The following is a 21999-nucleotide window of genomic DNA, read 5'->3' as shown; positions in this document are numbered from 1 at the left end:
TCGACCTGCACGTCAGCAGGGTTCACATGGCCGCCGCTCCCGACACTCGACTTTCAGATGCTGAAATAGACCACTTCAGGATAATTGCCGGGACGATGGTTCCCGAAGACACCGCCCTGGACATGCCGGGCGCCGACGACCCGGCCATCTTCGACGACATCGTGAGATCGGTGGGCCGGGACCTTCCGCTGATTCGCGTAGCCCTGGCGGCGATCGCGGCGAAGTCGGGCGGCGCCTTCGCCGACATGGACCGGGACGCGAGAGAAGCCCTGATCAACGACTGGTACGCCAAGGGCGGCGCGCCGGCCGTCACCCTCGGGCGTGTGATCGTGGGCGCCTACTATCGCGACGATCGCGTCCTGCGGGCGCTCGGGCACGAGGCGCGCGCGCCGTTCCCGAAGGGTTATGTGCTGGAGCAAGGTGACTGGTCGCTGCTCGACGTCGTGCGCAGCCGAGCGCCTTTCTGGCGCGACGATCGTGTAGTGCCGGCAGGAGAGCGCTGACATGGCCGGCAACGAAAAGGTCGATGTCCTGATCATCGGGTCCGGCGCGTCGGGTGCGGCCGTGGCGTGGAGCCTCGCCGAGACGAAGATGCGCATCCTGTGCCTGGAGCAGGGCGACTGGATGAAGCCGACCGACTTCCCCAGCAACGGACGCGACTGGGAGGCGCGGCGCTACACCGATTTCGAGATCAGCCCCAATCGCCGCGGTCGGGACACCGACTATCCGATCAACGACGACAACTCGCTGATGAAGATTGCCAACTTCAACGGCGTCGGCGGCGGCACGATCATCTACACGGCCCACTGGCCGCGCATGCATCCGTCGGACTTCAAGGTGAAGTCGCTGGACGGCGTGGCCGACGACTGGCCCGTCGATTACTGGGCGCTGGAGAAGTTCTACGACGAGAACGACCGGATGATGGGCGTCTCCGGCCTCGCCGGCGATCCCGGCGTGCCGCCACGCCATCCGCCGATGCCGCCGATCGGTCTCGGCAAGACCGGCACACGCTACGCCCAGGCGATGAACCGGCTGGGCTGGCACTGGTGGCCCTCCGACAGCAGTATCGCCACCACTGACTACGAAGGTCGCGCCCGCTGCATCAATCTTGGTCACTGCACGCCGGGCTGTGCCCAGGGCGCCAAGGCCAGCACCGACATCACCTACTGGCCGCTGGCCATCCGGGCCGGCGTCGAGCTGCGCACGCGCTGCCGGGTGCGCGAGATCACCATTGACGCGCACGGCATGGCGGCCGGCGTGATCTACTACGATGCCGGCGGCGTCGAGCATTTCCAGCCGGCCGAGGTCGTAATCCTGGCCTGCAACGGTGTCGGCACGCCGCGCCTGCTGCTGAACTCGGCCTCCGCCAAGTTCCCGAACGGTCTCGCCAATTCGTCGGGCCTGGTTGGCAGGAACCTGATGTTGCATCCTTGGCCGATGGTGTCCGGCTATGTCGACGAGCCGCTGGACGGCGGACGCGGACCGATAAACACCATCTGGAGCAAGCAGTTCTACGAGACCGACCCGTCGCGTGATTTCGTGCGGGGCTACACCTTGCAATTCAGCCGCGGCACGGGGCCGGCCAACCAGGCGATGCTCGGCGCCGTGACCGGCCTTGTGCCCTGGGGCCGCGATCATCATCGCCAGTACCGGCAATTGCTCGATCACCGGCTGAACATCGGCGTGGCCTGCGAGGATCTGCCGGAGGAGCACAATCGCGTGACCCTCGATCCGCTGCTGAAGGACAGCAACGGCATCCCGGCGCCGAAGATCGACTACACAATCAGCGAGAACACGCGCCGCATGATGGAGCACGGCATCGCCCGCGCCAAGGAGATCCTGACGGAAGCCGGCGCCACGCGGCTCTATGCCTCGCGGACGGCGCTGAACTATCCCGGGCATCTGCTCGGCACTGCGCGCATGGGCACCGATCCCGAGCGCTCGGTGGTCAACGAATGGGGCCGCAGCCACGACGTGAAGAACCTGTTCATCGTCGACGGCAGCATCTGGGTCACCTCGGGCGGTGTGAACCCGACCTCCACCATCCAGGCGCTGGCGCTCTACATCGCCGACCAGATGAAGCAGCGGCTGGCGACGCTGTTCGACTGAGGCAGGCCTGCGGCACTCTCAGAAATCAAGAGGTGCGTTGTCGATGACCTCTTTCATGACGAAGAAGGTTCTCGTCTGCCGCACGCCGGGCAGGGCGATCAATTTTTCCCCGTGAATGCGGTTGAAGTCCTCCATATCCTTCACCCGGATCTTCAGGAAGTAATCGAAATCGCCCGCCACCAGATGGCAGTCGAGGACGAACTTCAGTTTCGCGATGGCTTTCTCGAAGTCGCCGAAGCTCTGAGGCGTCGAGCGGTCGAGCACGACTCCGACGATTACCAGCGCTCCCCTGTCGACCTTCCTGGGCGCCACCGCCGCCCGGACGCCGCCGATATAGCCCTTGTCGAAAAGGCGCTGGGTTCTGCGGTGGCATGTTGCGGGACTGACGGAGACCCGTTTCGCCAACTCGGCATTGGACAGTCGCCCGTTACCCTGCAGGAGCCTCAGCATCCGGAAGTCGATCCGGTCGAGTTCATCGGACATGGAAGGATCTTCCTCTACTAAGCATGCAATTCGAAGTATCGATCGTGAATTTTACCATTTGTCCTTCAGGGAGCCAAATGCACCCCGGTATTCGAGAGCACCTTCGATCCCGGGTTCGATACGATCCGGACAGATTGAATCGCCTCAGCGGAAGGAACTTCCATGCTGTCCAAGTTCGAGCGGTATCCGCTCACATTCGGGCCGACGCACATCGAGAAACTCGAACGCCTGTCGGAGCATCTCGGCGGCAAGGTCGAGCTCTATGCCAAGCGGGAGGATTGCAATTCCGGCCTCGCCTTCGGCGGCAACAAGTTGCGCAAGCTCGAGTACATCATCCCCGACGCGATCGCGTCGAACGCCGACACGCTGGTTTCGATCGGCGGCGTGCAATCCAACCACACCCGGATGATTGCCGCGGTCGCCGCAAAGATCGGATTCAAGTGCCGACTGGTCCAGGAGAGCTGGGTGCCGCACGAGGATGCAGTCTATGACCGGGTCGGCAACATCATGCTCAGCCGCATCATGGGCGCCGACGTGCAGATGGTCGACGAGGGCTTCGATATCGGCATCCGGCGGAGCTGGGAGGAGGCTATCGAGGACGTCAAGGCCAAGGGCGGCAAACCCTATGCCATTCCGGCCGGGGCTTCGGTCCACAAGTATGGCGGCCTGGGCTATGTCGGCTTTGCCGAAGAGGTCCGGCGGCAGGAGAAGGAACTCGGCTTCGCGTTCGACTACATCGTGGTCTGCACCGTCACCGGCTCGACGCATGCCGGCATGCTGGTGGGCTTCGCCAAGGACGGACGCGAGCGCAAGGTCATCGGCGTCGATGCGTCCTTCACGCCCGCGCAGACCAGGGCGCAGGTCCTCGAGATCGCGCGCAATACCGCTCGGCTGGTCGAGCTGGGCCGCGACATCGGCGAGGACGACGTCGTGCTCGTCGAGGACTACGCCTATCCCGTCTACGGGGTGCCGTCCGAAGAGACCAAGGAAGCGATCCGCCTCTGCGCACGCCTCGAAGGGATGATCACGGATCCCGTCTACGAGGGCAAATCGATGCAGGGCATGATGGACCTCGTCCGGAAGGGCTATTTCCCCGAGGGTTCCAGGGTTCTCTATGCCCACCTGGGCGGTGCCCCGGCTCTCAACGGCTACGGCTACGCGTTCAGAAATGGATAGCCTCCCGTGGGCGCCCTGATCCTCTGCACCTTTCCCGCGGACAGAGCCGACTTCCGGACGTGGATTCTCGACCGCGTCGTCGTGCTGGCCACGCGGAACGAAGCCGGCATCAGGTTCGTGGGAACGGAGCGGGGCGAGGGACCTGGATCGGCCCTGAGTACCGTCGGTGTCCAGGTTTCAAGTGTGGCGCGCGCCAGGTCGATCTTCGCCGAATGGCGATCGGAGAAGAGTTACATCCGGTCGGCCGAAGTCAGACTGCTGCTGATGGAGGCGCCTGGTGGCAGCGAACATGCCGGTGCCCTGTTCCCCTGAAAGGTCCAGCGAGTGAGCCGCCAGGAGTGGGGTGAGCGCGCGTCAATCGGCCGGTCGAATCCATTTCAACCACACGCCATGGCGTGAACCGGAAGTTGTCGCTTTCCAGCGGTCGAGGCGCGTGATCTGCAAGCGCGCGCCGGCGGCGCGTTGCCAGCGTGGCGACTGTCGGTTCCAGTTGGCGACGGCCCCGGCGACCACCGGATGAAGCGGCGACGGGCGGCACCGTTCGATTGAGGAGGCGCTGGTCTCGCGGGCCTCGCGTCCGGAAACATTTGCTCGAACAGCCACGCAAATCGACGGACTCGTTTCATTGACCATCGCCGTCGTCACGGCCACCTTTCCGTCATCATGATCCTCGCAGACCCGCTCGCACACTCGATCGGTCGACTGTCATCCGACGACAGGTCGAACTGTTGTCGTCGGTGCAGGACCTTCGACGCCGTGCGGAGACGATAGCCGACATTCGAGCGGCTCTTCCCGGACCAGCTTTCTTCCAAGACTCCATTCGGAGAGATTAATGAGCATTGGACGACAGATGCTCGCCGCACTGCCGGGGACGTCCCTGTCCCTGCGGGCTGACTGGACGAGGCTCTTCAGCGCCGTATGGAAGCCGGGCCGTCAGCTCGATACCCTGCGGCGCGCGGAACTCAGGACCAGGACGGAAATTCGCGCGGCGTTCGAACGGCTGGCCGCTGAGTTCGACATATCGGGCCACGAGGTCGACGAGGCCATGGCGCAGGTCGACGACGCGCTCAGCGAACTCACGGGAGAGGTCGAAGACGATCTCGCCTATGACGCCGAGCAGGCCGACCAGTACTAGGCGAGCAGTATCCATTCGCAGTGAGCGGCGAGGCAGTGAGATCGTACTGCGCGTCGCGGCAAGTTCGACAAAGCAAACCGTTGTTCGCGGATGCGGCCGGGCGCATCTACGAGTGAATGAGATGGCGACGCCTCATTCGAGCCGCTGATCCCGCAAATCAAGTGAAACCAGGTCGGTTCCTCCGCGGACCGGCGGAGTGGAGCCATGCCTACGCCAGCAGAACATGTCATTGATCTCAGGCGCCGCTTGGACGGCGCGGCGCCGGCGCGCATCCTGCGCGCGGCGCTGGGCGAGATCTTCACCGGTCGCATCGCCGTCGTCTCTTCCTTCGGTACGGACTCCGCGGTCCTGCTTCACCTGGTGGCGGAAATCGATCGTGCGACCCCGGTGCTGTTCGTCGATACCGGCCGTCACTTCCCGGAAACGCTCCAGCATCGCGACCGGCTCGTGCGCCATCTCGCTCTGAGCGACGTGCGCAGTATCGGTCCGTCGGCTGAGGAAGTGGCGCGCCGCGACGCCGATCTCAGCCGCGCCACCTGGGATCCCGATGGCTGCTGCGCCTTCCGCAAGATCGCGCCGCTTCAGCGAGCGCTGTCGGGCTTCGACGCCTGGATCACCGGCCGCAAGCGCTTCCAGGCCGCGACGCGCCGCGAACTGGCGGTCTTCGAGGTCGACGGCGCGCAGGCGAAGATCAACCCCTTGGCGCGCTGGAGCCAGGCCGAGATCGACGCCTACGCCGCGCGGCATGGTCTGCCGGGGCATCCGCTGGCGTCGCGCGGCTATCCATCGATCGGTTGCGCGCCGTGCACCTCCGCCATCCTGCCGGGCGAGGATCCGCGCGCCGGCAGATGGCGAGGGGTCGAGAAAACCGAGTGCGGCATCCATCGCCCGGCTGCCGCTCTTCTGGCCGCGGAGTGACGGCGGACCGGGAAGCCAGGGAGCCGGATTTCGGCTAGTCTCTCCTCCATGATCGATAAACTGGAATTCCTGCTTGCGCTCTCCCAGGAGCGGAATTTCAGCAAGGCCGCCGAGCTGTGCGGGGTCACGCAGCCCACTTTCTCCGCCGGCATCAAGAGCCTCGAGGACATGCTCGGCGTCATGCTGGTGCAGCGGACCTCGCGTTTCATCGGCTTCACCGCGGAAGGCGAGCGAGTGCTCGGCTGGGCGCGCGGCATCGTGGCCGACACGCGCGCGATGCGGCAGGAGGTGAGCTCGCTGCGCAGGGGACTCAGCGGCCGGCTGCGGATCGCCGCGATCCCGACGGCGCTCGCCATGGTGTCGGCGCTCACCACGCCGTTCCGCGCCAAGCACCCCAACGTGAAGTTCACCATCCTGTCGCGGACCTCTGTCGAGATCCTGGAGATGCTGGAGAATCTCGAGGCCGATGCCGGCCTGACCTACATCGACAACGAGCCGCTCGGCCGGCTGCGGGCGGTGCCGCTCTATACCGAGCAGTACCGGTTGCTCACCTCGGAGAACAGTCCGCTCGGCGAGCGTGAAAGTGTCACCTGGGCGGAGGTCGGCCGGATCCCGCTCTGCCTGCTGACTCTGGACATGCAGAACCGGCGCATCATCGACCAGCTCCTGAACGAGGCCGGCGCCCAGGCCGATCCGACGCTCGAATCCAATTCGATGATCGTGCTGTTCTCCCATGTCCGCACCGGCCGCTGGGCCAGTGTCATGCCGCAGAAGCTCGCCGACACGCTCGGCCTGACCGAGCATCTGCGCTCCATCCCCATCGTCGAGCCGGATGCGACGCACTCGATCGGCCTCGTTGTGCCCCGACGGGAGCCCATGACTCCCCTTGCGACCGCCCTGGTCGCCGAGGCGACCCTGTTGGCTGCCACCTTGGCCTGACGATCGTCGAACCCTGCCCAAGACTGGCGGCTCGATAGATTTGTTCTATTGCAGCACGGAACAGCTTTATTGTGTGAAGGCGTGCGCGCGCGGAACATTCAATGAAACAAGGTCGGCAAATCCGGCCGGCTGGTCTTGGGATGGAGTTCACGGTGTCGCTGCGTTGGGACGAAGCCGAGGCCACGGAGATCGTCCGCCGCCATGAGGGGCGCGAGGGCCCGTTGCTGCCGATCCTGCACGAACTGCAGGCGGCGTTCGGTTCCGTCCCGGAGCCCGCCATTTCCTTCCTGGCGGCGGCGCTGAACATCACCCGTGCCGAGGTGCATGGCGTGGTCTCCTTCTATCACGACTTTCGCCGGGAGCCGGCGGGCCGTCACGTCCTGAAGCTGTGCCGCGCCGAGGCCTGCCAGTCGATGGACGGCGAGGCCTTCGCCCGCCGCGTGCTCGATCGCTTCAACCTCGACTGGGGCGGCACCACGCCCGATGGCAGCGTCACGGTCGAGCCGGTCTATTGCCTGGGTCTCTGCGCCTCCGCGCCCTCGGCGATGCTCGATGGCGAACCGATGGCGCGGCTGAATTCGGAGTCGATCGACGAGATCGCCCGCGAGGTCTCGCGGTGACGACACGCTTCTTCGTGCCGCGCGATGCCGCCGCCCGCGCCGTGGGCGCCGACAAGGTCGCGACCGCGCTGCAGGAAGAGGCCCAGCGACGGGGCATCGAGATCGAGATCGTGCGCACCGGCTCGCGCGGCCTGTTCTGGCTGGAGCCGATGGTCGAGGTCGAGACGCCGGGCGGGCGCATCGCCTTTGGCCCGGTCCGGCCGCGTGACGTGCCGGGCTTGCTGGTGGTCGGGATACCGATCGATGCCAACGATCCGCTATGCCTTGGTCGACCCGACGACATTCCCTTCCTGAAGCGCCAGACGCGTCTCACCTTCGCGCGCTGTGGCGTCGTCGATCCGCTGTTGCTCGCCGACTGGCGGGCCCATGGCGGTGGTCGCGGCCTCGAACGCGCCCGCAGCCTCGGGCCAGCAAAGACGCTGGAGGAGGTGACCAGGTCGGGTCTTCGTGGCCGCGGCGGCGCGGGCTTCCCGACCGGCCTGAAGTGGCAGACGGTCGCCGATGCATCGGCCGACCGGAAGTACATCGTGTGCAACGCCGACGAAGGTGATTCCGGTACCTATGCCGACCGTATGCTGCTGGAAGGCGATCCTTTCGCCCTGATCGAAGGCATGATGATCGCCGGGCTCGCCGTCGGCGCGACCAAGGGCTTCGTCTATATCCGTTCCGAGTATCCCGATGCGGTGCGGACGTTCGAGCACGCCGTGCTACTCGCCGAAGCCGGCGGGCTGCTGGGTACAGGGACGGGGTTCGACATCGAGGTCCGCGTCGGGGCCGGTGCCTATGTCTGCGGCGAGGAAACCGCGCTGCTGGAGAGCATTGAGGGCAAGCGCGGGCAGGTGCGCGCGAAGCCGCCACTGCCGGCGCATAAGGGGCTGTTCGGCCAGCCAACAGTCGTCAACAACCTGGTTTCGCTGGCCACCGTGCCGTGGATCCTGGCCGAGGGCGCCGAGTCCTATGCCGCCTTCGGCATGGGACGCTCGCGTGGCACTATGCCGATCCAGCTTGCCGGCAATGTCCGGCACGGCGGCCTGTTCGAGACGGCGTTCGGCGTGACTCTGGGCGAGCTGGTCGACGAGATCGGCGGGGGGACACGGACTGGGCGGCCGGTCCGGGCGGTGCAGGTCGGTGGCCCTCTCGGCGCCTATTTCCCCCGCGCTCTGTTCGACACGGCGTTCGACTACGAGGCTTTCACGGCGCGCGACGGGCTGATCGGTCATGGCGGCGTCGTCGTGTTCGATGATACGGTCGACATGGCGCACCAGGCCCGCTTCGCCATGGACTTCTGCGCCCTCGAATCCTGCGGCAAGTGCACGCCCTGCCGCATCGGCTCGACACGCGGCGTCGAGACCATCGACAAGATCATCCGCGGCGAGCGGAGTGCTACCAACCTCGAGCTGGTTGAGGATCTCTGCCAGACGATGAAGTTCGGCTCGCTCTGCGCCTTGGGCGGCTTCACCTCCTATCCGGTGATGAGCGCCATCAGGCACTTTCCCGAGGATTTCGACCGCCCGCCCGTGAGCGCGGCCGCGGAATAGAGGACCCGTCATGTCGCTCGTTCCCGAAACCGACTATGGCACGCCGGCCAGCCACGCGACGGAGCAGGTCGCGCTCACCATCGACGGCCAGACCGTCTCAGTGCCGGCCGGCACCTCGATCATGCGGGCGGCGATGGATGCCGGCATCCAGGTACCCAGGCTCTGTGCCACCGATTCGATCGAAGCCTTTGGTTCGTGCCGCCTCTGCCTGGTCGAGATTTCCGGCCGGACCGGTACGCCCGCTTCGTGCACGACGCCGGTGGCGCCGGGCATTGTCGTGTCGACGCAGACCGAGAAGCTGAAGAAAATCCGCAAGGGTGTGATGGAGCTCTATATCTCCGACCATCCGCTCGACTGTCTGACCTGCGCCGCCAACGGCGATTGCGAATTGCAGGACATGGCGGGCGCGGTCGGCCTGCGCGAGGTGCGTTACGGCTACGAGGGCGAGAGCCACACGAGGCAGGCGAAGGATGAGAGCAACCCGTACTTCACGTTCGATCCCTCCAAGTGCATCGTCTGCTCGCGCTGCGTACGCGCCTGCGAGGAAGTGCAGGGCACTTTTGCGCTCACCATCGAGGGCCGCGGCTTCGACTCGAAGGTCTCGGCGGGCACGTTGCTCGACAATTTCCTGAGTTCGGAATGTGTTTCGTGCGGCGCCTGCGTGCAGGCCTGTCCGACCGCGACGCTGTCGGAGAAAACTCTGATCGACATCGGGCAACCCGAGCATTCGGTGGTGACGACCTGCGCCTATTGTGGCGTCGGCTGCAGCTTCAAGGCCGAGATGCGCGGCGAGGAGCTGGTGCGCATGGTGCCGTGGAAGGACGGCAAGGCCAATCGCGGCCACTCCTGCGTCAAGGGCCGCTTCGCCTGGGGCTATGCCCATCACAGGGAACGCATCCTGAAGCCGATGGTGCGCGAGAGCATCGACCAGCCCTGGCGTGAGGTGGACTGGGACGAGGCGATCGGCCGGGTCGCGTCGGAGTTCCGACGATTGCAGGACAAGCATGGCCGCCTCGCCATCGGCGGCATCACTTCGTCGCGCTGCACCAACGAAGAGACCTACGTGATGCAGAAGCTGATCCGCGGCGGCTTCGGCAACAACAACGTCGACACCTGCGCGCGCGTCTGCCATTCGCCGACCGGCTTCGGTCTCAAGCAGGCCTTCGGTACCTCGGCGGGCACGCAGGATTTCGACTCGGTCGAGCAGAGCGACGTTATCCTGGTGATCGGCGCCAACCCGACCGACGCGCATCCGGTCTTCGCCTCGCGTCTGAAGAAGCGAATGCGGCAGGGGGCCAAGCTGATCGTGATCGATCCCCGCCGCATCGACCTCGTGCGCACGCCGCATGTCGAGGCCGAGTATCACCTGCCGCTGCGGCCGGGCACCAACGCCGCGGTGATGAACGCGCTTGCGCACACGATTGTCACCGAGGGTCTGGCCAACGAGCGGTTCGTCCGCGAATTCTGCGACCGTGACGCCTTCGAGCATTGGGCGGCCTTCGTGGCGGAGTCCCGGAACAGCCCGAAAGCGGTCGGTCTTGTGGCGGGCCTCGATCCCGAAGCGATTCGTGGCGCCGCGCGGCTCTACGCCACCGGCGGCAATGCCGCGATCTACTACGGTCTCGGCGTCACCGAGCACAGCCAGGGCACCACGACGGTGATGGCGATCGCCAACCTCGCCATGGTGACGGGCAATCTCGGCCGGCCAGGCGTCGGCGTGAACCCGCTGCGCGGTCAGAACAACGTCCAGGGCGCCTGCGACATGGGCTCGTTCCCGCACGAGCTGACGGGCTATCGGCACATCTCCGATGACGCGACGCGCGAGATGTTCGAGAAGATGTGGGGCCGTCCGCTCGACGCTGAGCCCGGCCTGCGTATCCCCAACATGTTCGATGCGGCGATCGAGGGCACCTTCAAGGGCCTCTACGTCCAGGGCGAGGACATCCTCCAGTCCGATCCGAACACCAGCCACGTCGTGCAGGCGCTGTCGTCGATGGAATGCGTCGTGGTGCAGGACCTGTTCCTGAACGAGACGGCGAACTACGCCCACGTCTTCCTGCCGGGCTCGACCTTCCTCGAGAAGGACGGCACTTTCACGAACGCCGAGCGCCGCATCAATCGCGTGCGGCGGGTGATGACGCCCAGGAGCGGCATGGCCGACTGGGAGATCAGCCTGGCCATTGCCGAGGCGATGGGCTTCGCGATGCCCTACAGGCATCCGTCGGAGATCATGGACGAGATCGCGGCGTCGACACCGACCTTCGCGGGTGTCTCCTACGACCTTCTCGACAGGGCCGGCTCGGTCCAGTGGCCCTGCAACGAGAAGGCGCCGCTCGGCACGCCGATCATGCATGTCGGCGGCTTCGCCCGCGGCAAGGGCAACTTCCTGATCACCGAATACGTACCGACCGACGAGCGCACGGGGCCGCGCTTCCCGCTGCTGCTGACCACCGGCCGAACCCTCAGCCAGTACAATGTCGGTGCCCAGACGCGGCGGACTGGCAATGTCGTGTGGCACGACCAGGACCTGCTGGAGATCCATCCGCACGATGCCGAGCAACGCGGCGTGTGCGACGGCGACTGGGTCAAGCTCGACAGCCGCGTCGGCAGTACCAGCCTGCGCGCCAGGATCACCGATCGCGTGGCGCCCGGCGTCGTCTATACGACCTTCCACCATCCCGAGACGCAGGCCAACGTGGTCACGACGGAGCTCTCGGATTGGGCGACGAACTGCCCCGAATACAAGGTCACGGCGGTGCAGGTGTCGCCCTCTAACGGCCCGGGCGACTGGCAGAAGGAATATGCCGAGCAGGCCCGGCACAGCCGGCGCATCGCGGCGGAGTAGGCGGGATGTCGTCGGAGAAGCTCGTGGTGATGGCAAACCAGATCGGCAGGTTCTTCGTGCCGCAGCGTGGCATCGACCCGGCGGCTGCCATCGCCACGCACCTTCGGAAGTTCTGGGATCCGCGCATGCGCGCTGCCCTCGTCGCGCATCTGGACAAAGGCGGGGGGGGGCTGGATGAGCCTGTCCGCCAGGCTGTCCTTCGCCTGAAGGACGGCCTGGCGTAGACCTCGGTCGGCTCAGCGCATCACGAAGGGGTTGGCCGGCGCGCCTTCGGCCGTCGAGATCCAGACGCTCTTCGTCTCGAGATATTCGTGGATCGCTTCCAGGCCGCTCTCGCGGCCGATGCCGGAGTGCTTCATGCCGCCGAAGGGCATCATGTAGCTGATGGCGCGGTAGGTGTTGACCCAGACGGTGCCGGCCTTGAGCGCGGCGGTCATGCGCAGTGCACGGTTCATGTCCTTGGTCCAGACGCCGGCCGCCAGCCCGTAGATCGTGTCGTTGGCGAGCCGGATCGCCTCCTCCTCGGTGTCGAAGCCGATGATCGACAGGACCGGGCCGAAGACTTCCTCGCGGGCGATTCGCATGTCGGGACGCACGTCGACGAAGATGGTCGGCTCGACGAACTGACCGCCCGGCATCGACGGCGCGGCGCCGCCGCCCAGGATGCAGCGTGCGCCCTCGGCCTTGGCAATCTCCATGTAGTCGAGGATCTTGGCGTACTGCGGCGCGGTCGTGACGGGGCCGATGTTGGTGTCGGGCAACATCGGATCGCCCTTGCGGGCGGTGCGTCCCAGTTCGGCGACGCGCGCACTGAACTCCTCGCGGATCGAGTTCTGGACTAGCAGACGGGACCCCGCGATGCAGGTCTGGCCGGTGGCCGCGAAGATACCGGAGATCGCGCCCGACGCGGCGGCGGCCAGGTCGCAATCCTCGAAGACGATGTTCGGCGACTTGCCTCCCAGTTCGAGCGAGACGCGCTTGAGCGTTCTGGCGGCCTGCGCGTAGATTTTCGCGCCCGTACTGTCGGAGCCAGTGAAGGTGATCTTCGCCACGCCGGGATGATCGACGAGGGCGGAGCCTGCTTCCTGGCCGTAGCCGGTCACGACGTTGAACACGCCGTCCGGAAAGCCAGCCTCCTTGGTCAGGCCTGCGAATTCGAGCGTCGAGGCCGAGGCAAATTCCGACGGCTTCACGATGACGGTGCAGCCGGCAGCGAGCGCCGCCGCACACTTCCACGCGATGAACAGGAGCGGTGAGTTCCAGGCGGTGAGTGCCGCCACGACGCCGACCGGCTCGTGGCGGGTGAAGGCGAAGTGATTCGGCTTGTCGATCGGCACGACTGCACCCTGGATCTTGTCGGCCAGGCCACCGAAGTAGCGCCACCACTCGGGGTTATAGTTGACCTGTCCCAGCATCTCGGAGAGCAGCTTGCCGTTGTCGCGCACCTCGACTTCCGCCAGTCTCTGGGCGTTGGCCGCGATCAGGTCGGCGAGCTTCACCATCAACTTGCCGCGGCTGGATGGCGACATGGTTGCCCAGGGGCCTTCGCGCAGGGCCAGCGAGGCCGCTGCAACGGCGCGGTCGATGTCGCGGGCGCATCCTTGCGGGATCCTCGCCCAGGCCTCGCCGCGATAGGGATCGATCGAGTCGATCCATTTGTCGCCGATGGGATCCACGTACTGGCCGCCGATGAAATGCTGGTAGGTCTTCAAGACGATTCTCCTCCGCTGGATGAACGGGCTTTCGCGTGGCGGAGCCGACGGAATGCCGATATTCTTGGTTGTATGGTCGAGGCATGCCGTAACGTCCGGCTGCGCCTTTGGCAGTTTACCTTTCCTGAGAGAGGAAGATCGATGAAGTGTCGGCCCTTGCTGCCCCTCCTGTCGTCGCTCGTTGCTTGCAGTGCCGCCGCACAAAGTGACGATGCCGCCTACTGCCAGAAGCTGAGCGACTATGCGACCCGATATGCGGGCGACTCCAGCTTCAACGGCGGCACACGACCGGATTTGGTCATTCTCGAAGGGACTGCCAAGTGCAACAAGGGGGACACGGCGGGTGGCATTGCGATCCTGGAAAAGAAGATCCGCAGCAAGGGCTTTTCTCCCCCGTCCCGTTGAAGTGTGGGATCGCGAAGTGGGGCGAGCGCCGCGTCGGGGACCGCCGGACCGAAAACAAAACGGCGCTTTCAAGGCAATTGTAGGTTGTCACATGCATGGACAGGTGATGGTCAGACGGGGTGAAATGTTGATATCGTAACGACGGTGCAGCATGCGCGCCGGAAATTAGGGATACTCACGATATGGCTTCAGGTACCGTCAAGTGGTTCAACGCCACCAAAGGCTACGGATTCATCCAGCCCGATTCGGGCGGCAAGGATGTCTTCGTCCACATCAGCGCGGTCGAGAGGGCCGGGCTCAACGGCCTGAACGAAGGCCAGAAGGTCACCTACGAGGTTCAGGTCGAGCGCGGCAAGGAAGCCGCCGTCAACCTCAAGGCCTGAGGCGTCGCCGGATCCCATCGCTTTGCTGAGGCGAGCGGGTGCTCTCCGGGAAACGAACGAAACGATCGCGCGCTCGTCTGTGAGACGGGCGCAGTGTTAGCTTGAAGGGCTTCGGGCCGCCGTCCACTACGGTGTCCGGAGCCCTTTTTGCGACGGCGGCAACGCTCCGGCTGCTTTTTCGTTGTGAGACACATGCTGGAGTGGCGCCGGCAGCATTAATCGTTTGACTCCATTTGCCGCCACAAAAAGTATTATCTTCCTGTGTAGACGCCAGAAGCGTCGCTCACAGGGGCGCTCTTGCTGCAGGCGGGATCATAGTATGCGGTGCTTATCGGCCCTTCTGGTTTTTGCGTTCACGTCTATTGCGGCTACCCTGACTGCGGGGGAACTGAGCGCTTCGAACATAATTACTCTGCCGCCCTCGAGTCCTCAGGGTTACTTCCTGCGTAACGACGCCCAGGAGAGGCCACTCCTCCGGCTGACAGGGATGATCGAGGCTGGAGACGCCGAAAGGCTGCGCGACCTGCTGGTCAAGCTCCAGACATCGTCGCCGCCGAAACCGGGAATGCCGCTCGCCACCATCGAACTGAGCAGCCTGGGCGGTAACCTGTCCGAGGGTGTCCAGCTCGGAATGCTGCTGCGGAGCTTCAAGGTCGTCGCCGTGGTTCGCAGGCAGGACGTCTGCCTGTCGGCCTGCGCCCTGGCGCTGCTCGGTGGCAATACGGTCCGCACCGCGGCGGCCTATCCGGCGGACTGCAACGTCGAGATTGGCAGCAAGGTCGCCTTCCACAATTTCTTCCTCGATCGCGCCGAGCTGCGTGACATGACCGCCGACGATCCCGTCGCGAGCCGTCTCCGGGGGTTCGCGGATGCGCGCGGCGGGGCGGCAATGCTGATCCGATACGCCGCCGACATGGGACTTCCGCCAGCCTTCGTCGCCAACCTGATGGCCAGGCCGGTCGAGGAATTCCAGTACGTCGAGACGATAGGCGAATTCCTGGCGCTCAACCTCTGCCCGCTCGGCCTCGACCGACCAGCGCTGCCGATGTCCCATCAGGCGGTCAATGTCTGCAACAATTCGCTTGCGACGCCGGCGCCCCTTTCGTCCTTCATCGTCGGCCCGATCACCGCGCCTCTGGTCCGCCGGTACATGCTCGAACGCGTGCAGGACGGCATGAATGCCGCCAGGACGAAAGGCAAGCTCGCCGACCAGTTCGCGACCTGGTCGGTGATGCGGACGGGGGAGGAGGTCGACAAGCTCTACGAGGATCTTCGTGCGGCGGGCGTCGCCTTGCCCGAGCTGGTCGGCCCGACCTTCGAGGTTTCCCTCAACCAGGCGGGCCGCGTCCGCGCAGCCTGTTATGTGAGCCTGTCGGCGACCGATCCGGACAAGTACGAGGTCGTCCTCCAGGGCGAGCGCGGCCTTGCGGAAGCGGTCCGCAAACCTCCCGCCAATGCACGGCGCATGTTCCTGTTCGATCGGCTCGCCGTGGCGAACCAGCGCCCGTCGTTGGACCTGCGCGATGTTGTCTTTCCGGATAAATCCGGTGAGCGGCAGAGAGCGTCGCTCCGCTCCGGCGTGGCGCCTGGGCGCCCCGGCGTCAGCGAGTAGCGCTGCCGGGGGAATCAGCGGCCGCCGACTACCCAGCCGGTCTCCTTCGCGAAGGCTTCGAAGAACTCCGTCTCGTACGCCCGTTCCGGGCTTTCGCGCACGAGGCTGTCGATGCGCTCGGCATCGTAGCCGACCAGGATGCGCCAGCGCTCGTTGCGCACCCCGTCGAGGATGATCGTCGCCGCTTCGGCCGCCGTCGTCGGCGCCTCCTCGAGGAAGCGCCGCGCCCGCTCGGCGATCATCCTGCGGACATCGTCGTCGGAGAGCTTGCTGGCATCGATACCCATCGAGGCGATCCGGGCCCGCGCCAGCCCGACCTCGTGCGCCGTGATCTCGTCGCTCTGGTTGCCGCTCTGCAGCTTGCGCGAATTGGCAATGATCGACGTGCCGATATGGCCGGGCATCACCACCGAGCATTTGATATGCGGGGCGTTGAGGCGCAGGTCGGTGATCAGCGCCTCGGTGAAGCCCTTCACGGCGAACTTGGCGGCGGCGTAGGCGGTCTGCGGGATGTTGGGGGCGATATAGGCCCAGAAGCCGTTCACGCTCGATGTGTTGACGATATGGCCGGCGTCGGCCCGCAGCAGCAGGGGCATGAAGGCGCGCGTGCAGAGGTACACGCCGCCCCAGCAGATGTTGAACGTGCGCTCCCATTCGGCGCGCTCGTTGACCAGGAAGCTGCCGCCGCCACCGATGCCGGCATTGTTGAACAGAAGATGGATGCGATCGGTCTCGTGCTGCTCGGCCACCTCGTCGCGGAAGCGCAGGACCTGCGGCTCGTCAGCCACGTCGGCGACATGCGCGGTGATGCGTTGGCCCTGGCTGAGGCCGGCAGCCTCGCAGAGCTGCCTGGTCTCGGCCATGGCGCCCGCCGACACGTCACCCAGCGCAATGTTGCAGCCTTCGGCGGCGAGCTGCCGCGCCAGTTCGCGCCCCATGCCGGTGCCGCCGCCTGTGATGACGGCAATCCGTCCCGCGAAGTCCTTCATGTCGTTTCCTCCGTCTTCTTTTTCAGGCCGGGCGGAAGCGCTTCAGGACAAGGAAGCCCAGCAGGATAAAGCCCAATAGCACGATACCCTGCACAACCGCGAAGGGCGGCTCGGAGCCGGTTGGCGCGAACCTGTTCAGGAAGCCGATCTTCTGGAAGGACTGCACGACCAGGACGAAGACATTGAGATAGAAAGCGAACAGTGCGCTCGCGACATAGATCCACCGCCATACGCCGGCGAGGCGGCCGACATAGAGCGCCAGCAGTGCAATCGCCAGCGCAACCGACGAAACGATCCCGACGCCAAGTGCCGGCGTGAACACGGTGATCGGGAAGAGGAAGCCGGTCAGCGTCGTCAGGATCGTGCCCAGCAGGAACACGCTGTTCCAGCCATCCAGCCGGCGCCCCTCCAGCATGCGGGCACAGGCGACCGCGCCGGACGCGATGGCGATCAGGCTGATGACGACGTGGACGACCGTGAAGGTCGCGATGGACATTCCAAGGACCATACACTTCTCCCGGGCTTTGCGGTGGCGGTGTGCAGATAGGCGATCCGCGACGAATCCGGTCAGCACTTTAGCGCAACGGTCCGCGGGCGACAGGCCGGGCTGCTGCCATATTCGACGGCTACCCCTGCGGCGGCTCTTAACAGGGAGAACCCGGTGCCCGCTTCGATCGCCCGCCGTACGCTTCTGGCCGTGCCGCTGCTGTCCGTGCCGGCCTTTGCCGATGATTCGATATCTGCGTTGCGCGAGCTGGAGCGGCGCAACGGTGGCCGCCTCGCTCTGGCGCTGCTCGATACGGCGAGCGGACGCCGGGTCGCCCACCGGGGCGACGAGCGCTTCCCGATGTGCAGCACCTTCAAGTTCCTGGCGGCGGCCCTGATGCTGGCCCGCGTCGATCGCGGCGAGGACAGGCTCGATCGCCGCATCGTCTTTGCCGAGAGCGATCTCGTCCCTTATTCGCCGGCCACCAAGGAGCATGCCGGGCCAGGCGGCATGACGGTCGATGCGATCTGCGCGGCGGCTGTGACCCTCAGTGACAATACGGCGGGAAACCTGATGCTCGCGAGCTTCGGTGGTCCTGCGGGCCTGACCGCCTTTGTCCGGGGGCTGGGCGATCCGGTGACCCGACTCGACCGGATCGAGACCGAACTGAACGAGGGCGCGCCGGGCGATCCACGCGACACGACCTCGCCGCTGGCCATGCTGGGCACGATGCAGAAGGTCGTCGCAGGGAATGTGCTGTCGGCCGGCTCGCGCGAACGGCTGATCGGCTGGTTGGTCGCCAACAAGACCGGCGACAAGCGGCTCAGGGCCGGCTTGCCGGCGGCGTGGCGCGTCGGCGACAAGACCGGCACGGGCGGCAACGGCAGTGCCAACGATATCGCGGTCGCCTGGCCGCCGGGCCGCGCGCCGGTCTTCATCGCGGCCTACTACACGGGCTCCACGATCTCCGACGAAGCGCGCAGTGCGGTGATCGCCGAAGCCGGCCGCATCGCCGCGGCCGGGCTGGCATGATCCGGTCTGGGCTTGATCAGGCCGGCAGCTTCGGCGCGCTGGGATGCTTGGGCAGGAAGGCCGTGAGCAAGCCGAGCAGCAGCAGGAACGGCGTCACCTTGTAGACCGCTTCGATGCCGGCATGGTCGGCGATCTCGCCCAGCGCGGCGGCGCCCAGGCCGCCCAGGCCGAACGAGACGCCGAAGAACATGCCGGCGACCAGCCCGACCCGGCCGGGCAGGAGTTCCTGCGCATAGACCAGGATCGCCGAGAAAGCCGAGGCCATGATGATCGCCACGGTGACCGCGAGGATGCCGGTCCAGAACAGGTTGGCGTAGGGCAGCATCAGCGCGAACGGCAGGGCGCCCAGGATCGAGAACCACATGACCGGGATGCGACCGACCCTGTCGCCCACGAGGCCGCCCAGGATCGTGCCGACGACGATGCCGACCAGGAAGGCGAACAGGAAGAGCTGTGCGGTCTGCACTTCAACGCCGAACTTCTGGATCAGGTAGAAGGTGAAGTAGGAGCCGAGGCTGGCGCTGTAGACGTTCTTGGAGAAGAGCAATGCCACCAGGATCGCGACGGCCATGCCGACACGGGCTTTCGACAGGGTCACATGACCGCCTGCCGCGGCGGTCTTGCGCGTCGCGGGCTTCTGGCTGGCCCGATTGGCCTTGTACCAGTGCCCCACCTGGAACAGCACGATCATCGCGACGAGCGCGGCCGCCGAGAACCATACGATGCTGCGCTGGCCGGCCGGCACGACGATGAAGGCGGCGAGCAGCGGACCGGCGGCGGAGCCCATGTTGCCGCCGACCTGGAACAGCGACTGCGCGAGCCCGTAGCGTCCACCGGCCGCCATGCGCGCGACCCGCGAGGCCTCGGGATGGAAGACCGAGGAGCCCATGCCGATCAGCGCCGCGGCGAAGAGGATCAGCGGATAGGAGTTCGCCTGCGACATCAGCAGGAGGCCGACCAGGGTGAAGCCCATGCCGACCATCAGGGAATAAGGCTGGGGCTTCTTGTCGGTGTACATGCCGACCACCGGCTGCAGCATCGACGCCGTGCACTGGAAGGCGAGCGTGATGAAACCGATCTGACCGAAAGACAGCGCGTATGAATCCTTGAGGATCGGATACAGCGCCGGCACCAGCGACTGCATCATGTCGTTGAGCAGGTGGCAAAAGCTGAGCGAGAGGATGACGGCGAAGGTCGTCGTGTTGGCGGAGGCGGTGCCGGACAGAGCCGGGGCCTTCTGGGCAGAAACGGGCGGGGAACCGGCTGCCATCGTATTGTCGGACATGCTGTCACTTTAAGCGGCAGTCTTTCGCCTCGCCAGCATCGCCCCGGCAACCCAGCCTTGCGGCGGTAGGGGCACCGCGCCGATAGAACCTTCGGCAGGCCGCTGCGTTGCACCTTCTGTGCAGACCGACGTCCCCGCCCGTCTCGACCGTCTCCCGTGGAGCCGCTTTCATCGGCTCGTGGTCGTCGCCCTTGGCATCACCTGGATCCTCGATGGACTCGAGGTCACCTTGGCGGGCTCGGTGGCGGCGGCGCTGCAGACCAGTCCGCGGTTGCAACTCACGGCCGAGCAGGTCGGGCTGACCGGGAGCGCCTATCTCGCCGGTGCCGTGCTTGGCTCGCTATTCTTCGGGCATCTCACCGATCGGCTGGGCCGCAAGAAGCTCTTCAACGTCACCCTGGGCATCTACCTGGTCGCGACGGCGGCGACGGCCTTCTCCTGGGACTTCTACAGCTTCCTGCTGTTCCGCTTCCTGACGGGCGCGGGCATCGGCGGTGAGTACTCCGCCATCAACTCGGCAATCCAGGAGCTGATCCCGGCGCGCCTGCGCGGCCGCATCGATCTCGCGATCAACGGCAGCTTCTGGATCGGTGCCGCCGGCGGCGCGCTACTCTCGGTCTGGCTGCTCGATCCCGACGTGCTCGATCCTGACATGGGCTGGCGGCTGGCTTTCGGCAGCGGCGCGATGCTCGGACTCGTGATCCTGTTCCTGCGGCGCATCCTGCCCGAGAGTCCGCGCTGGCTGATGATCCACGGCAAGCCGCGCGAGGCCGAAGGCGTGGTCGAGGAGATCGAGGCCCGGGTCGCGGCGGACACGGGCCAGAAACTGAAGCCGGTGACGAAGACGCTGGTCCTGGGCGACCCGCACAAGACCACTTTGGTCTCGGTCGCGCGCACCTTGCTCATGCATTATCGCGGCCGCACGATCCTCGGTGTCGTGCTGATGGCCTCGCAGGCCTTTGTCTACAACGCGATCTTCTTCACATACGCGCTGATCCTCACCAAATTCTACGGCATCGCGGCCGACAAGGTCGGGCTGTACATCCTGCCCTTCGCGGTCGGCAATTTCCTCGGTCCTCTGCTGCTCGGTCCTTTGTTCGACAGCCTGGGGCGGCGGCAGATGATCACCGCCACCTACGCGATCTCAGGCGTGCTGCTGGCGGCGACGGGCTGGATGTTCCATGCCGGCCATCTCGATGCGACGATTCAGACGGCCATGTGGAGCGTAGTCTTCTTCTTCGCCTCGGCGGCGGCAAGTGCGGCCTATCTCACGGTCGGTGAATGCTTCCCGCTCGAGATCCGCGCGCTGACCATCGCGCTGTTCTACGCCTTCGGCACCCTGTTCGGCGGCGTCGGCGGGCCGTGGCTGTTCGGCGTGCTGATCGCCGGCGGCAGCTCGGGCGAAATCCTGTGGGGTTACATGCTGGGCGCCGTGCTGATGATTGCGGCGGCGCTCGTGACCTTGAAGCTCGGCGTGGCGGCCGAGTGCAAGTCGCTGGAGGAGGTAGCGCCCCCTCTCTCCAGCGGGCAACGTCCTGGTTAAGCCACGCGCACCGGCCGGGCGCGCTGGTTGTAAAGCATCTTGCGGATGCGCTCCTGCTCCTCGGGCGGCAGCTTCTCGCGATCGACCGCAAAGTCGGCGCCGACCGCCATGCCCTTCTGGACGGCGGGGCGCGCGCCCACCTCCTCGAACCAGCGCTTGAAGTAAGGGAACTCCTCGATGTCCTGGCCTTGGAACTTCCAGTTAACGGTCCACGGATAGCAGATCATGTCGGCGATCGTGTACTGGTCGCCTGCCAGGTACCTGTGCTTGTAGAGGCGGTTGTTCAGCACGCCGTACAGCCGGTTCACCTCGTCGGTGAAGCGCCGGATCGCATAGCTCTGGTCGCCTTCCCTGGCCTGGTCGAGCCGGCGGAAATGGCCGCACTCGCCGCTCTTCGGTCCCTGGTTGGCCATCTGCCAGATCAGCCACTCGTTCACCTCGTGCTTGGTGCAAAGGTCCTGCGGATAGAACTTCCCGGCCTTCTCGGCGATGTACATCATGATGGCGCCGGACTCGAAGACGACCAGCGGCTTGCCGCCGTCGGCCGGCGCATTGTCGACCATGACCGGCATGCGATGATTGGGGTTCATCTCCAGGAAGGCATCGGAGAACTGCTCGCCCTGTCCGATGTTAACCGGCACGACTTTATAGGGCAGGCCGCACTCCTCGAGCAGGATGGTGACCTTCTTGCCGTTGGGCGTGGGCCAGTAATGCAGATCAATCATTTGCTTCCTCCAATAGGCTGGACGTGAGCGGGCGGGCGAGCCTCCATCCGTCGTCGAGGCCCG

Annotated in this window: 23 protein-coding genes; 16 read left to right on the top strand and 7 right to left on the bottom strand. The window is 65.7% G+C overall.

The genetic code is table 11. The annotated features are described in order from the left end of the window. Positions 1-95: 95 nt before the first annotated feature. Both Q0Q48_RS24535 and Q0Q48_RS24530 read left to right on the top strand, forming a co-directional pair. Positions 96-503, top strand: a complete 408-nt coding sequence (locus Q0Q48_RS24535) for a hypothetical protein (RefSeq protein WP_295144018.1) — start codon at positions 96-98, stop codon at positions 501-503. A 1-nt stretch (position 504) separates the two neighbouring features. Beyond that, positions 505-2109 (top strand): GMC family oxidoreductase, encoded by a 1605-nt coding sequence (locus tag Q0Q48_RS24530; protein ID WP_295144014.1) that lies wholly within the window; start codon positions 505-507, stop codon positions 2107-2109. Between the two features lie 18 nt (positions 2110-2127). On the opposite strand, the gene Q0Q48_RS24525 is transcribed toward Q0Q48_RS24530, so the two are convergent. Then, positions 2128-2592 (bottom strand): Lrp/AsnC ligand binding domain-containing protein, encoded by a 465-nt coding sequence (locus tag Q0Q48_RS24525; protein WP_295144013.1) that lies wholly within the window; start codon positions 2590-2592, stop codon positions 2128-2130. 162 nt (positions 2593-2754) lie between these two features. Here Q0Q48_RS24525 and Q0Q48_RS24520 point away from each other — a divergent pair, with 162 nt between their 5' ends. Continuing rightward, positions 2755-3768 carry a 1-aminocyclopropane-1-carboxylate deaminase gene (locus Q0Q48_RS24520; RefSeq protein ID WP_295144011.1) on the top strand — a complete coding sequence of 338 codons (1014 nt, stop codon included), beginning with the start codon at positions 2755-2757 and terminating at the stop codon, positions 3766-3768. 6 nt (positions 3769-3774) lie between these two features. Next, a complete protein-coding gene (locus Q0Q48_RS24515) occupies positions 3775-4080 on the top strand; it encodes a hypothetical protein (protein ID WP_295144008.1) in 306 nt (101 codons plus the stop codon). A gap of 42 nt (positions 4081-4122) precedes the next feature. On the opposite strand, the gene Q0Q48_RS24510 is transcribed toward Q0Q48_RS24515, so the two are convergent. After that, complete coding sequence (locus tag Q0Q48_RS24510; protein ID WP_295144005.1) at positions 4123-4419, bottom strand: hypothetical protein; 297 nt, start codon at positions 4417-4419, stop codon at positions 4123-4125. A 181-nt stretch (positions 4420-4600) separates the two neighbouring features. On the opposite strand from Q0Q48_RS24510, the gene Q0Q48_RS24505 reads away from it, so the two are divergent. From Q0Q48_RS24505 to Q0Q48_RS24475, 7 genes are all read left to right on the top strand, one after another. Beyond that, complete coding sequence (locus tag Q0Q48_RS24505; RefSeq protein WP_295144002.1) at positions 4601-4903, top strand: hypothetical protein; 303 nt, start codon at positions 4601-4603, stop codon at positions 4901-4903. A 204-nt stretch (positions 4904-5107) separates the two neighbouring features. After that, positions 5108-5821 (top strand): phosphoadenylyl-sulfate reductase, encoded by a 714-nt coding sequence (locus Q0Q48_RS24500; RefSeq protein ID WP_295143998.1) that lies wholly within the window; start codon positions 5108-5110, stop codon positions 5819-5821. A 48-nt stretch (positions 5822-5869) separates the two neighbouring features. Next, entirely contained in the window at positions 5870-6760 is an 891-nt protein-coding gene (locus tag Q0Q48_RS24495; RefSeq protein ID WP_295143995.1) for a LysR family transcriptional regulator, read from the top strand. 140 nt (positions 6761-6900) lie between these two features. Continuing rightward, positions 6901-7380 (top strand): formate dehydrogenase subunit gamma, encoded by a 480-nt coding sequence (locus tag Q0Q48_RS24490; RefSeq protein ID WP_295143992.1) that lies wholly within the window; start codon positions 6901-6903, stop codon positions 7378-7380. After that, positions 7377-8918 carry a formate dehydrogenase beta subunit gene (locus tag Q0Q48_RS24485; protein ID WP_295143989.1) on the top strand — a complete coding sequence of 514 codons (1542 nt, stop codon included), beginning with the start codon at positions 7377-7379 and terminating at the stop codon, positions 8916-8918. Before Q0Q48_RS24490 ends, Q0Q48_RS24485 begins: the two co-directional genes overlap by 4 nt. A 10-nt stretch (positions 8919-8928) precedes the next feature. Continuing rightward, a complete protein-coding gene (gene fdhF, locus Q0Q48_RS24480) occupies positions 8929-11763 on the top strand; it encodes a formate dehydrogenase subunit alpha (RefSeq protein ID WP_295143986.1) in 2835 nt (944 codons plus the stop codon). 5 nt (positions 11764-11768) lie between these two features. After that, a complete protein-coding gene (locus Q0Q48_RS24475; protein WP_295143984.1) occupies positions 11769-11987 on the top strand; it encodes a formate dehydrogenase subunit delta in 219 nt (72 codons plus the stop codon). 12 nt (positions 11988-11999) lie between these two features. On the opposite strand, the gene Q0Q48_RS24470 is transcribed toward Q0Q48_RS24475, so the two are convergent. After that, positions 12000-13475 carry an aldehyde dehydrogenase gene (locus Q0Q48_RS24470; protein WP_295143982.1) on the bottom strand — a complete coding sequence of 492 codons (1476 nt, stop codon included), beginning with the start codon at positions 13473-13475 and terminating at the stop codon, positions 12000-12002. Positions 13476-13631: 156 nt separating this feature from the next. Here Q0Q48_RS24470 and Q0Q48_RS24465 point away from each other — a divergent pair, with 156 nt between their 5' ends. The 3 genes from Q0Q48_RS24465 (at position 13632) to Q0Q48_RS24455 (ending at position 15875) form a co-directional block, all read left to right on the top strand. Continuing rightward, positions 13632-13880, top strand: a complete 249-nt coding sequence (locus Q0Q48_RS24465; RefSeq protein WP_295143980.1) for a hypothetical protein — start codon at positions 13632-13634, stop codon at positions 13878-13880. Between the two features lie 182 nt (positions 13881-14062). Continuing rightward, complete coding sequence (locus Q0Q48_RS24460; protein ID WP_230549827.1) at positions 14063-14263, top strand: cold-shock protein; 201 nt, start codon at positions 14063-14065, stop codon at positions 14261-14263. A gap of 487 nt (positions 14264-14750) precedes the next feature. Then, a complete protein-coding gene (locus tag Q0Q48_RS24455) occupies positions 14751-15875 on the top strand; it encodes a hypothetical protein (RefSeq protein ID WP_295143976.1) in 1125 nt (374 codons plus the stop codon). A gap of 14 nt (positions 15876-15889) precedes the next feature. On the opposite strand, the gene Q0Q48_RS24450 is transcribed toward Q0Q48_RS24455, so the two are convergent. Both Q0Q48_RS24450 and Q0Q48_RS24445 read right to left on the bottom strand, forming a co-directional pair. Then, a complete protein-coding gene (locus Q0Q48_RS24450; RefSeq protein ID WP_295143974.1) occupies positions 15890-16864 on the bottom strand; it encodes an SDR family NAD(P)-dependent oxidoreductase in 975 nt (324 codons plus the stop codon). Between the two features lie 22 nt (positions 16865-16886). Continuing rightward, positions 16887-17360 carry a hypothetical protein gene (locus tag Q0Q48_RS24445; protein WP_295143972.1) on the bottom strand — a complete coding sequence of 158 codons (474 nt, stop codon included), beginning with the start codon at positions 17358-17360 and terminating at the stop codon, positions 16887-16889. Positions 17361-17525: 165 nt separating this feature from the next. Here Q0Q48_RS24445 and bla point away from each other — a divergent pair, with 165 nt between their 5' ends. Then, entirely contained in the window at positions 17526-18383 is an 858-nt protein-coding gene (gene bla / locus Q0Q48_RS24440; RefSeq protein WP_295143970.1) for a class A beta-lactamase, read from the top strand. 16 nt (positions 18384-18399) lie between these two features. On the opposite strand, the gene Q0Q48_RS24435 is transcribed toward bla, so the two are convergent. Then, complete coding sequence (locus Q0Q48_RS24435) at positions 18400-19668, bottom strand: MFS transporter (RefSeq protein WP_295143968.1); 1269 nt, start codon at positions 19666-19668, stop codon at positions 18400-18402. An 82-nt stretch (positions 19669-19750) separates the two neighbouring features. Here Q0Q48_RS24435 and Q0Q48_RS24430 point away from each other — a divergent pair, with 82 nt between their 5' ends. Then, positions 19751-21211, top strand: a complete 1461-nt coding sequence (locus tag Q0Q48_RS24430) for an MFS transporter (protein WP_295144091.1) — start codon at positions 19751-19753, stop codon at positions 21209-21211. Here the strand turns inward: Q0Q48_RS24430 and Q0Q48_RS24425 are convergent. Then, positions 21208-21936 carry a glutathione S-transferase N-terminal domain-containing protein gene (locus Q0Q48_RS24425; protein ID WP_295143966.1) on the bottom strand — a complete coding sequence of 243 codons (729 nt, stop codon included), beginning with the start codon at positions 21934-21936 and terminating at the stop codon, positions 21208-21210. The genes Q0Q48_RS24430 and Q0Q48_RS24425 overlap by 4 nt on opposite strands. Between the last annotated feature and the right edge of the window lie 63 nt (positions 21937-21999).

It is taken from the genome of uncultured Reyranella sp. (assembly GCF_945957355.1).
In the GTDB taxonomy this organism is placed as follows: domain Bacteria; phylum Pseudomonadota; class Alphaproteobacteria; order Reyranellales; family Reyranellaceae; genus Reyranella.
The sequence above is the reverse complement of the archived record's forward strand: the minus strand, read 5'-3'. Positions and strand labels throughout refer to the sequence as shown.